Origin of the sequence: Veillonella parvula (assembly GCF_040094895.1) — a bacterium.
GTDB classification, from domain to species: Bacteria; Bacillota; Negativicutes; order Veillonellales; family Veillonellaceae; genus Veillonella; species Veillonella parvula_L.
In genome coordinates, this window is record NZ_JBBNGV010000001.1 from 612,306 (window position 1) to 624,890 (window position 12,585).

General features: G+C 37.9%; 14 protein-coding genes. All 14 read right to left on the bottom strand.

The genetic code is table 11. The features are described from left to right. On the bottom strand, positions 1-363 hold the full coding sequence (gene rsfS, locus AAAT26_RS02855; RefSeq protein WP_315306793.1) for a ribosome silencing factor: 363 nt from the start codon (positions 361-363) through the stop codon (positions 1-3). 16 nt (positions 364-379) lie between these two features. Continuing rightward, a complete protein-coding gene (locus AAAT26_RS02860) occupies positions 380-1,501 on the bottom strand; it encodes an LCP family protein (protein WP_315306792.1) in 1,122 nt (373 codons plus the stop codon). A 12-nt stretch (positions 1,502-1,513) separates the two neighbouring features. After that, positions 1,514-2,083 (bottom strand): bis(5'-nucleosyl)-tetraphosphatase (symmetrical) YqeK, encoded by a 570-nt coding sequence (gene yqeK / locus AAAT26_RS02865; RefSeq protein WP_349208898.1) that lies wholly within the window; start codon positions 2,081-2,083, stop codon positions 1,514-1,516. Between the two features lie 3 nt (positions 2,084-2,086). Further along, positions 2,087-2,701, bottom strand: a complete 615-nt coding sequence (gene nadD, locus AAAT26_RS02870; RefSeq protein ID WP_004693184.1) for a nicotinate-nucleotide adenylyltransferase — start codon at positions 2,699-2,701, stop codon at positions 2,087-2,089. A gap of 139 nt (positions 2,702-2,840) precedes the next feature. Then, positions 2,841-4,100: a glutamate-5-semialdehyde dehydrogenase gene (locus tag AAAT26_RS02875; RefSeq protein ID WP_349208825.1), complete on the bottom strand. Its 1,260-nt coding sequence runs from the start codon at positions 4,098-4,100 to the stop codon at positions 2,841-2,843. A gap of 9 nt (positions 4,101-4,109) precedes the next feature. After that, positions 4,110-5,231 carry a glutamate 5-kinase gene (gene proB / locus AAAT26_RS02880; protein ID WP_004693178.1) on the bottom strand — a complete coding sequence of 374 codons (1,122 nt, stop codon included), beginning with the start codon at positions 5,229-5,231 and terminating at the stop codon, positions 4,110-4,112. A gap of 71 nt (positions 5,232-5,302) precedes the next feature. Continuing rightward, on the bottom strand, positions 5,303-5,587 hold the full coding sequence (gene yhbY / locus AAAT26_RS02885; protein ID WP_004693176.1) for a ribosome assembly RNA-binding protein YhbY: 285 nt from the start codon (positions 5,585-5,587) through the stop codon (positions 5,303-5,305). A gap of 8 nt (positions 5,588-5,595) precedes the next feature. Next, complete coding sequence (obgE, locus tag AAAT26_RS02890) at positions 5,596-6,867, bottom strand: GTPase ObgE (RefSeq protein ID WP_004693173.1); 1,272 nt, start codon at positions 6,865-6,867, stop codon at positions 5,596-5,598. Between the two features lie 17 nt (positions 6,868-6,884). Beyond that, positions 6,885-8,024 (bottom strand): S41 family peptidase, encoded by a 1,140-nt coding sequence (locus AAAT26_RS02895; protein WP_349208826.1) that lies wholly within the window; start codon positions 8,022-8,024, stop codon positions 6,885-6,887. Between the two features lies 1 nt (position 8,025). Further along, complete coding sequence (locus AAAT26_RS02900) at positions 8,026-9,207, bottom strand: murein hydrolase activator EnvC family protein (protein WP_004693169.1); 1,182 nt, start codon at positions 9,205-9,207, stop codon at positions 8,026-8,028. A 5-nt stretch (positions 9,208-9,212) separates the two neighbouring features. Continuing rightward, positions 9,213-10,100 (bottom strand): permease-like cell division protein FtsX, encoded by an 888-nt coding sequence (gene ftsX / locus AAAT26_RS02905; RefSeq protein ID WP_004693167.1) that lies wholly within the window; start codon positions 10,098-10,100, stop codon positions 9,213-9,215. Next, complete coding sequence (ftsE, locus tag AAAT26_RS02910) at positions 10,090-10,776, bottom strand: cell division ATP-binding protein FtsE (RefSeq protein WP_004693165.1); 687 nt, start codon at positions 10,774-10,776, stop codon at positions 10,090-10,092. The genes ftsX and ftsE overlap by 11 nt, the downstream gene beginning before the upstream one ends. Before the next feature lie 14 nt (positions 10,777-10,790). Beyond that, a complete protein-coding gene (locus AAAT26_RS02915; protein ID WP_288580190.1) occupies positions 10,791-11,723 on the bottom strand; it encodes a transketolase family protein in 933 nt (310 codons plus the stop codon). Continuing rightward, positions 11,723-12,559: a transketolase gene (locus AAAT26_RS02920; RefSeq protein ID WP_012864276.1), complete on the bottom strand. Its 837-nt coding sequence runs from the start codon at positions 12,557-12,559 to the stop codon at positions 11,723-11,725. The genes AAAT26_RS02915 and AAAT26_RS02920 overlap by 1 nt, the downstream gene beginning before the upstream one ends. Between the last annotated feature and the right edge of the window lie 26 nt (positions 12,560-12,585).

Genomic DNA, 12,585 nt, shown 5'->3' on the forward strand with positions numbered 1-12,585 from the left:
TTATACTCCTTCAAATGGAACTCGACCAGCATCATTCCACAATTCTTCTAGACTGTAGAATTCACGCAATTCATCACCACCAAAGACATGACAAATTATATCGCCAAAATCCAATAAGATCCATTCACCTTCACGATAACCTTCTCTATGCTGTACTGTTATACCTAATTCGACTGCTTTATCTTCCATTTCATCAGCAATACTTTGAGATTGCTTACTATTATTTGCACTAACAATTAAGAAATAGTCACCTAACATAGAAATTCCTTCTAAATCAAGAATTTCAATATCTCTCCCTTTTTTATCAAATGCAGCTTGTGCAAGCTCTAATACGATTTGTTTAATATCTTCTTTCTTTTTCATTATTTAGCCTCTTATCTTATCGCTTACTACCGCTCTCCTCACCAGGTTCTGTTGGCTTTGTAATAGTGCCACCATTATGTTCTGATTCAGGTGCAACCTTCGACGTACTATTAGTTGGCGCAGATATAAATTGTGTCATTTCATTAGCTGGCAAATTACCCATTGTTATCCCTACTAAACGTTGAGCTTCCGTAGGGTTTACCTTCCAATAAGTCGTTTCCCCTATAAGCTCTTTTTCTCCAGGAAGAATATAGAAGTGAATTTCTTCCTTATTAATTTTGCTCGCATTGTATACCAACTTAATAGCATCTAAAGTAGAAATATTACTATCATAATGATCCCAAATACGCCAAATATGCCATGCGTTTGTTAAGAAAAATGCATTATGTTCTTGTTCCACCCACAATTTTAGGAATCTTTCTTGTCGTTGCACACGAGTAAAGGTATCGTGTTTAGGATCTGAATATCGTAAATATGCTAAGGCATTATTACTATCTAAAGTTTGGTAACCACGTCGCAAATCAATATCTATATTGCCTTCTGCATCAATATGTTCCATCGGTTGTTCTACATAAATTTGCTGATTTCCTAACACATCATTAGTTTTCTTGAAGGCAGTTTGATTAATTACTACATAGTACGGAATTGAAATATGGAACATATCCTCAATTACAGCTTTAGTAAGTTCAATGCCTCCTTTTTCATAAATACTATTTAACATAGTCGCATCGGTTTGATCACGATTATCGATTTTACTATTACTTGGAATGCCGATAACGTCCATCGTTTTTTGATCAAGGTTTACAGATAATAGGAATAGACTATCACCTTGACTAGGATTATTGTCATCAGTGCCGATAACCAAAAAATATAAAGGTTTATCTAAGCCTTTTTGCTCTACTGATACAGTATTTGCGTCCTGTTTATTTCCACTATCTATCACGGCTTCAGTAGCTTCAGTAGTTCCAACAATTGCTCTATATGCATAAGATACACCACTATATATGCCATACCCTATCCCACCGAGCAAAGTAAAAACTACAACAATAGCCAAAATAACTCTAGGCCACTTCACAGATGACTTTTGTTGACGTCTTTTTCTACGTCGGCGAGCTCTTGCACGTTCACGTTCGTCCATATAAAAACTCCATTATTTACAAGATTTTAATACATCATTACGACCAAGAATGGTCAAAGGATAAATTGAAAGATGTTGCTCAATAAGGTGGTTAATAGTATTGTCAAAACCAAGCAATACAGCCTTATTTAGATCTTTTTTAGCCACATTTCGAAGTTCATCAACACCTGGGAAATCACGATTGGGTTCAATATAATCTGCTAAGAATATAACTTTATCTAATTTAGACATTCCCACCTTACCAGTTGTATGAACACGAATAGCTTCTAAAATCTCTGAATCGGTTATAGAGAACTCAAGTTTAGCTCGAATCATACCTGCTAATCCATGTAAAAGATTACCATTGGCTAATAATTCTTCATCAGCTTTGTAATTATTCCCCTTCACCAAATCTTGCATCTCTTTCAAAGGCATTTCTTTAGCACAATCATGTAGCAATGCCGCTAATCGTGCTTTTTCTACATCAACATTATAAAGTTTAGCCAACTGAGTTGCGGATTCAACAACACCTAGAGTATGCTTAAAACGTTTTTTCCCCATCCATTGGCTTACCCTATGTTGTATTTCATCAAACGATAACATCATTTATTCCTTCCCATATATATGGTTTTCTTCTATATAATCCACTACACATTTAGGCAACATATAACGAACTGTCTTTCCAGACCGTAAGCGCTCTCGTAAATACGTAGCAGACAATTTCATTTCAGGCACTTCCATAACATGTATTTTTTCACGTGCTTTAGATCCTAACTCATCCAAAGTAGAATCAATAGCACTTGATCCATCTGGCCTAGTAGCTCCAATAAAATGAACCTCATCTATAAGTTCATCTATAAATTTCCAAGTCGGTAATGCACGAATAGTATCAGTCCCTGCAATAAAGTAAAATTCAACAGTAGGACCATATAGTTTTTTAAAATATTGAATCGTATCAACGGTATACGAAGGGCCTTCTCGGCGCATCTCTACATCAGAAATTTCAAAATTTGGATTATCCGAAACTGCGGCCGCCGTCATAGCATAGCGATGATGACTATCAATCACATCATGTTGCTTATGTGGTGGAATACGAGCAGGTACAAAGATAACCTTTTCTAAATTAAAGCTTTCACAAGCCACCTCTGCAATCATTAGATGACCTAAATGAATGGGATTAAATGTTCCACCAATTATACCTATACGACGTTTATCTACCATAATGTGGTCACTCCCTTAATGACAATGACACAAATAATGATGAATATGAGCAATGCTTTTATATAGGATATCCATTCATATCGTCCCTTTGGTGTTTGAATGTATCTATAGTATGCCCTTAAAAAATAATATAATTTCTTCACGTCCGTACTTGGCCTTCTCCAAATACAAAATATTTATAAGATGTTAGAGCTTGTAACCCCATAGGGCCTCGAGCATGGAGTTTTTGTGTACTAATGCCAATCTCAGCACCAAAGCCAAACTCAAAGCCATCTGTAAAACGTGTAGATGCATTATGATACACAGTAGAGCAATCTACTAAATTCATAAACACATTAGCACGCATAGGTTCATCTGTGATAATAGCCTCAGAGTGATGTGTCGTATACCGATTCACATGATCAATAGCTTCTTCAAGATTTTCAACGATACGCACATTTAAGTCCATATCATTGTATTCTGTGCTGAAAGACTCTTCTGTTAAAGGAATTGTATTCTCCATATATTGAGCTACAGCCTCATCACCATGAATACGAACACCATATTCTAGTAGTGCTATATTAAGGCGTGGTAAAAACTCTCTAGCCACAGCTTGATGAACTAGTAAGGTTTCCATAGAGTTACATACAGATGGACGTTGAACTTTAGCATTGACTGCAATTTCTAAAGCCATCTCTAAATCAGCAAATTCATCAACAAAGGTATGACATACACCGCTGCCAGTTTCAATAACAGGAATACTACTATCTTCTACAACACGACGAATAAGTCCAGCACCCCCACGTGGAATGATTACATCAATATATTCTCGTTGTTGTAAAAGTACTCCAACCATATCTCGATCAAGCACCTCAACGAGTTGAATAGAGTCACCATTAATACCTAACGACTCTAAGGTATTCCGTATGATAGACACGATGATTTGATTCGTGTGAAATGCCTCCTTACCACCTCGTAAAATTGTAGTATTTGCTGTCTTTAAACAAAGAACACCTGCATCTATGGTTACATTAGGACGGGCTTCAAAAATGATACCAATTACACCAAAAGGTACGGATCGCTTTTCAATAATCAAACCATTAGGACGAGTGATTGTTTCTATAATGGAACCTACAGGACTTTCAAGAGCAGCCACTTGACGCACCCCTTCTGCCATTTGAGCAATGCGACTAGGTGTCAAAGTCAATCGATCTATCATAGTTCGAGGTAAATTATAGTCAACAGATTTTTCTAGGTCTAACTCATTAGCCGCCATAATTTCATCTGTTTGTGCTTCTACAGCATCAGCAATTGCTAACAATGCAGAATCTAAAGTTTCTTGGTCGAGTTGGGCTAATTCAAAAGATGCCGTTTTAGCTCTCTGGCCCATATCTTTACAAATTTCTTCATACTGGTTCATAGGATTTCCTCAGTGTAATAAAACTAGATTATTACGATGTACAGCCTCATCATAGGTCGTATTAATACCCAGAATTTCGGCTATATCATTTGTATTGTGACCTTTAATCGCCTTCATATCATCAATACTATAATTAATAAGTCCACGACCAATTTCCTTATGATCATGATAAATGGAAATTGTATCACCAGGTCCAAAAGTCCCCTCTACTTCAATAATACCAGCGGGCAAAATGCTAGCACCCTTATCTAAAACAGCGCGAGCACATCCGTCATCAATCGTAATGGAGCCTTTTAATCGTTTACCAAAAGCTAACCAATGATGTTTACCAGATAAACTTGCATCATGGGCTTCAAAGAGTGTCCCAATTTGTTCACCCTTACATACACGACGAACAGAATCCTCTACTTCACCTGAGGTGATAACCATTGGTACACCAGAATTTGTTGCCATATGAGCAGCTTTAATTTTTGTATACATACCACCCGTTCCCATATTAGAACCAGCACCACCTGCAATAGCATAGGTTTCATCGTTAATTTCAGAAACAGTTTCTATCAAAGTAGCATCTGGATTAGTGGCTGGGTTAGCTGTATATAAGCCTTCAATATCTGACAAAATGATAAGTAAATCTGCATCTACAATACCTGCAACAGTAGCAGATAATGTATCGTTATCACCGATTTTAAATTCTTCGATAGCAACCACGTCATTTTCATTAATAATAGGAATAACGTTAAGTTGCAATAAAGTATGTAATGTATTACGCAAGTTAAGATAACTATGTCGTCCAGTACTATCCTCTTTCGTTAAAAGAATTTGCCCTACGGTTCGACCATATTCTCGAAACATGCGCTCGTACATATGAATGAGAATACCTTGACCTACTGCAGCAGCTGCTTGTTTTAATACGAGATCTCTAGGCTTTTCTTTAAAGCCTAAAGGGGCAAGACCTGCACCAGTAGCACCAGAGGAAACAAGAATTATCTCTTTACCTTGGTTAGCCAAATCTGATAATTGGCGCACTAATCTTTCAATACGCTCCAAATTTAAATGTCCGTTAGTGTAACAAAGCGTACTGCTACCAACTTTGACTACAATTCGTTTTGCATTAACGATGGCGCTGCGCATAGACTAACCTCCTAAGGTTGAAATTCTTAACTACGATGTATACAAATTTTTATGATCTACTAGATATAAAATTATTTTGGCAAAATGATTTTAGGTTCTTTTTTAGCTTTATATAAAACACCATTAAAACCAATTACTTGAACTAATTCAGCGCCAAGCATATCTGCTAAGTCTTGAAAAATTGTCTTATCTTCAGGACTATTATTATGTAATTTAACCTTAATAAGCTCACGTGCTGTAATCGCTGCACGAGCACTATCTATAACGCTATCCTCTAAACCATTTTTACCAATTTGGACAACCGGTGGTATTGTAGCCGCCAATGAACGTAAATACCGTTTTTGTTTTCCTGTCATTATTACTCCTACTCTTGGAAAGTAAAGCGCTGATCGCCGATTACAACTTCATCACCGTCTTTACAGCCTTTTTCCTTCAATTTTGCATCAAGCTCCATAAAGCGCCAAATGCGTTGGAACCTACGAAGAGATTGATCATCGTCAAGATTTGTCATAGCTACTAATCGTTCAATACGTTTACCAGTAATGTAGAAAGCAGCATCATCACCACGAGTAATGACAAATTCTACATCTTGTTTTGCTTCGTATACAACTGTGTCATCATTTGCTTCAGGCTCTGGTTCGTAGTTTTCTACATAGTAGTAAGCTCGTTCCATAAGCTCTGACAAACCTTCACCACTTAAGGCGTTAATGAGAAATACTTCATAGCCTTTATCTTCAAAATATTTTTTTGTTTCGGGAATCGTCGTGTCATCAAAGACCATATCGATCTTATTGAGAGCTACAATTTGTTTCTTATTAGCCAATTTTTCAGAGTATTTACGTAACTCTTCATTAATCGCATCAAAGTCGACCTTAGGGTCTCGGCCTTCCATACCAGATACATCTAGAACATGAATTAAAATATTCGTACGTTCAACATGACGTAGAAAATTGTGACCTAAACCTACACCTTCACTAGCCCCTTCAATAAGGCCCGGAATATCGGCCAAAACAAAGCTACGATCTCCAGAAATTGTAACTACCCCGAGTACTGGTGTTAGTGTAGTAAAGTGATATGCTGCCACCTCTGGTTGAGCTTTAGATACTTTTCGCAAAATACTAGATTTACCAACAGATGGATAACCTAATAAACCTACATCAGCTAATACTTTAAGCTCTAATTGTAACCAGAATTCTTCACCAGGTTCACCCTTTTCTGCAAAGGTTGGTGCACGGTTAGCACTAGTTTGGAATCGAGCATTGCCACGGCCGCCACGACCACCTTTGGCAATAACAAATGTATCGCCATCGTTAACAAGGTCGCAAAAGATTTTTCCTGTTTCCTCATCTTTAATTACTGTACCCAATGGAACTGGAATGATAAGAGGATCGGAACCTCGACCGTGCTTATTAGAGCTTTCACCATTACCGCCAGCTGGTGCCTTAAACTGACGTTTATATCTAAAGTCTACAAGCGTATTAATATTCTTGTCAGCCTTAAAAACAACATCCGCACCTTTACCACCATCACCACCACTAGGGCCGCCATTTGGCACGTATTTTTCTCGACGGAAGCTGGACATACCATCCCCACCGTCACCAGCTTTAACAAAGACGCGCGCTCTATCTATAAACATAATTTAACTCCTATGCATTATTGCTGTAATAGCTCTAATGCTTTTTTAATTTGAATATCATCTAATGTACTAGATGGATGTACACCTTTTGGTAAATCGATTTCTACATCAGGTTTAATACCTGTTCCATCAATAACACGATCACTTGGTGTATGGTACTTAGCAATAGTTACTTTAATTCCTTCATCATCTAAACTAGGGAAAATAGTTTGAACGGTACCTTTACCATATGTATTAGTACCTACGATAGTGCCTAATTTACGATCTTGAACAGCGCCTGCTATGATTTCTGATGCACTAGCAGAGCCCTTATTAACTAAAACAACCAATGGCATAGCTACATCAGGTCCATCTGACTTATAAGTATCCTTTTTACCTGATCGATTTTGTACTGTTACGAGTGTACCTGGAGGCATAATATAGTTAGATATCTTTTCAGTAGTAGATAATAAACCGCCTGGATTATCTCGTAGGTCCAAGACAAGGGCCTTCATACCTTGAGATTGAAGCTCTTTATATTGAGTGGCAAAATCTTCTGCGGTATTTTCTGCAAACTGACTAATACGAATATATCCAACTGTGCTAGTAAGCATTTTACTTTTAACAGTAGGCAAAACTATGGATTCACGAGTGATATCAAAATGCAACTTTTCACCATTACGTTCAATAACTAGAGATACAGTAGTACCAGCTTCGCCACGAATACGAGAAGATGCTTCCTCTACCGGAATTTCAGTAGTGGATTGTCCATCGATAGCAATAATGTGGTCTCCAGGTTTAATTCCAGCTTTAAAAGCTGGTTGGTCTTCCATTACGCTAACTGCATATAGACCTTTATCATCAGTACCAAGGACCATACCAACACCAGCATATGTTGCAGATGTTTGCATTTTCATGGATTTATATTCTTCTGCATTTAAATAAACACTATGCGGTTCTCCCAAAGAGTCAATTAACCCCTTTAGCATACCATCATAAAGGGTAGTTTTAGCCATAGGTGTCATAAAAACTTGACTCGCAGTATAATAGGCTATAAATAATCTTGGTAGTCCCCAGAATGAACCGGAAAGATACCAAAATGTAAGCCACATAATAACAATGCCAGAGCCTATATATTTCAATAGACTCCATAACACTGTACGTGTATCAAATTTCATATTATAAATATCCCATAGGATCCACAGGATCCCCACTTATACGAACTTCAAAATGTACATGTGGCCCTGTACTATTACCTGTGCTGCCAGCATAGGCAATAACTTGACCCTTACCTACATCTTGCCCTTCAGAGACAGCAAGTTCAGAATTATGTCCATAAAGAGTAGACATGCCATTACCATGATCGATAACTACGGCATAACCATAGCCACCCATCCAACCCGACCAAGCAACAGTACCACCATCTGCAGCATGAACAGGTGTACCTTCATCAACACCAATATCAATGCCAGAATGATAAATTGTAGTGCCCCAAATCGGATGTGTACGATAGCCATATGGAGAGGTAATTTCACCACTTACAGGCCACCCAAGTTGACCAGACCCTTGTACCCAAGAGTAAGTTGGTGAAGATTGTTGAGCCGCTGCCGCAGCACGAGCAGCGGCACGCTCTGCTTGACGTGCTTTCAATAACGCTGTAATCTGTGCAGAAGATGCATTTAATTCTTCTACTGCTTGCATTGCTGTAGCACGATCATTTTGAGCCTTTTGAAGAACTACCTCACGTTCTTTCTTCTTTTGCTCTATTTCAGCTCGTTTTGCCGCAGCTGCTTTTTCAAGCTCAACTAATTTTGCACGAGACTGTTCTAGTGCTTGCTTTCGAGCCGCTATTTCAGCGCGCTCTTTTTTGATTTCCTCAATTAATTTAATATCAGAATCAATAATTCGTTTTAAAATTTCTAAACGATTAGCAAAGTCTGTAAAATCTTTAGATCCAATAACTACATCTAAGTAACTTAAACGACCGTTAATATAAATATCACGTACACGCTTATAAAATACGGCTTCTCGCCCTTCTAGTCGTTTTTGTGCTTCAGCAAGTAATTTTTCATTCACTGTAATATCATTTTCAACAGCTATACGTTGTTGTTGAATAGAATCCAATTGTTGCTGAGCCTGACGTAATTGTTCTTCGATTTGACGTAACTGTTCGGATACACTGACTATTACAGTTTCAGCATCTGCCTTTTTAGCATTTTGTTGATTAACTTGTTGTTGAATTGAATCAAGTTGATTTGTTAAATCTTCGTCCTCTGCAACGATGTATAATGGTGTTCCCAATACCACTATACCAGTCAAAATTGCCGCTACGAAGCGAGATTTAAATATACTATTATTCATAAACATTACACCTTCATGTATTGTTTCAAAGAAATAGTACTACCAATAGCACCTACTACTATGCCGCCACCTAAGATATAAAGGGCTACATCATAGAAGAATGGGAACATTGGTACTAAAGGGAAGAATGCTAATGATTCAGAAACTTCCATTGTGATGAAGTGATAAAATTCACCAACGCAAAGAACGGCAATGATAGCACCAATTAAGCCTAACAACATGCCTTCAATCAAAAATGGCCAACGAATAAATCCATTAGTAGCACCTACATATTTCATGATTGCAATTTCTTTACGACGTGCGAAGACAGTCAACCGAATTGTATTTGAAATGATGAATAGTGTTGCAGCTGCTAGGAAAGCAATCAATACAATCCCACCAATACGAATTACTTGCGTAATGCGGAAAAGCTCTTCTACAATATCTTGACCATAGTGTGTACTTTCTACGCCTTGGAATGTCGTAGCTAATTTTGCAGTTGCTTTTACATCGCTAGGATTATCAAAGGTTAACACATATGAGTTAGGCAACGGATTTACATCACCTAAAGCATTCACCAATTGTTGCTGATCACCAAGGCGTTCTTTGAACTCCTTCATAGCTTGCTCTTTATTAACAAATTCTAAATGCTTTAAGTTAGGTATAGCCTTAATTTGCTTTCCTACTGCCATAATTTGATCAGTTGTTAAGCCATCCTTTAAGTAAATACTTAACTGTACTTGATTTTCTAGACTGGATGCCATGTTATTCAAATTAATGACACCACAAAGGAATACACCGAGCATAAATAAGGATAAAGCTACTGTAGAAATGGACGCTAATGTCATAAGCCCATTACGTTTCATAGACTTCAGTGCTTCTTTAAAATAGTATTTTATCGTTCTAGGCTTCATTAATTTCTGCACCTCTCATATTATCACTTTGAACACGGCCGTCTTTTAAACGAATAACGCGTTTATTCAAGTATGAAACAAGATCCATATTATGAGTAACCATAATAACGGTAGTGCCGAAATTGTTAATATGCTTAAACAATTCAACAATATCCTTACTAGTATCAGGATCAAGGTTACCAGTAGGTTCATCAGCAATTAATACTGTTGGGCGATTAACAATTGCACGCGCAATAGCAACACGTTGTTGTTCCCCGCCAGAAAGATCCTCTGGTAAGTCATTAGCCTTCTCAGATAAACCAACAAGGTCTAATACATGACTCACCTTTTCTTTAATGATTTTTGGTTTTTCTTCAATAACTTCAAGAGCAAAAGCAATATTCTCTGCTACCGTTTTATTAGGCAATAATCGGAAGTCTTGGAATACAACGCCAAGCTTTCTCCGCAATTTAGGAATTTTACTGCGCTTCATACGCGTAACATCAAAGTCATCAACAATGACAGTACCAGCATCTGGCACTACCTCATGTGTTAATAACTTAAATAATGTTGATTTCCCTGCACCACTGTGACCACAAACGAGAACAAATTCACCATCGTTAATGGTTAAACACACATCGTCTAATGCAACAGAACCATTATCATAGACTTTACTAACATTCTTAAATTCAATCATGGGATCCCCTTTGATTATTTACGAGCGATTACACGTTTTACGGCTTCTACAATATCATTGGCAGTTAAGCCATACTTTGCCATTAGTTCTTTTGGTGTTCCACTCTCCCCAAATGTATCTTGGACACCAACGAATTCCATAGGTACAGGCTTATTAGATACTACTACTTCAGATACAGCAGAACCGAGTCCACCAATAATATTATGTTCTTCAGCTGTAACGATAGCACCAGTTTCCGCAGCAGCTTTTATAATTGCTTCAGCATCAATAGGTTTAATAGATGCCATATTAATAACACGTGCAGATATATTAGATTTAGATAAAGTTTTAGATGCCTCTACAGCAGGTCCAACTAATGCACCACAAGCAATAATTGTAGCATCAGAACCATCTACCAAAATAGTAGATTTACCTGGCACAAATGAGTAGCCTTCTGTTGTTACATCATCTACACCAGCACGCCCCAAACGAACGTATACTGGGCCGTTATAAGATGCAGCCCATTCGATAACAGCCTCTGTTTCACGCTCATCAGCAGGTACCACTACAGTCATATTTGGCAATGTACGCATACAGGAAATATCCTCTAAACTTTGGTGCGTTGCACCATCCTCACCAACAGTAATGCCCGCATGTGTAGCACATACTTTCACGTTTAATTTAGGATAGCATACAGCATTACGAATTTGTTCAAATGCACGTCCTGTAGCAAACATGGAGAAAGATGATACAAATGGTATCTTACCTGCCGCTGCAAGTCCAGCACCAACAGAAATCAAGTTTTGCTCTGCAATACCTACGTTAAAGAAACGTTCTGGGCACACAGCTTTAAATGTGTCTGTTTTAGTAGATTTGGATAAATCCGCATCTAGTACGATAATATTAGTATTCTCTTTACCAATGCGAGCTAGCGCATTACCATATGCTTCACGTGTTGCTTTACCCATTATTGCACCCCCATAATTTCATTAACAAAGGCTACACCTTGCTCTTCACTTGGTGCTTTACCATGCCAGCCTGCTTGACCTTCCATCTCTTCAACGCCTTTACCCTTTACAGTATGCATGATAATACATGTTGGGCCTTCTGTGAAAGCTTTCGCAGTTTCAATAGCATTATGAAGCTCATCAAGGTCATGACCATTAACTTCAATAACATTCCAATTGAAAGCTTTGAACTTTTCTGGAATTGGTAATGGAGAAAGAACTTTAGTAATATCACCATCAATTTGAAGACCGTTAAAATCGACAAAAGCTGTCAAATTATTCAGTTTATAAAAGCCAGCAAACATTGCAGCTTCCCACACTTGACCTTCTTCAAGCTCACCATCACCAAGAATAGAGTATACACGGTAATCTGCATTATCAATTTTGCCTGCCAATGCCATACCACAAGCCGCAGAAATGCCTTGTCCTAAAGAACCTGTAGACATATCTACACCTGGTGTGTGTTTCATATCAGGATGGCCTTGTAACATATGATTAATTTTACGTAAGTTCAAAAGTTCTTCTTTAGGGAAATAACCTTTTTCAGCCAATGTAGCGTATAGTGCAGGCGCTGCATGACCTTTAGAAAGGACAAAACGATCTCTATTAGGAGCTTTTGGATTTGCTGGATCTACATTCATCTCAACATAGTACAACAAGGCCATCACATCGGCGATGGATAATGAACCACCTGGGTGACCGGATTTCGCTGCCGTTACAGACTGTACAATACCAACGCGAATAGCTTTTGCCTTCTCTTGAACTAATTGTTTAACATCTTGTGTTAATGTAGCCATAGAGACCTCACTTTCTGGATAAAATC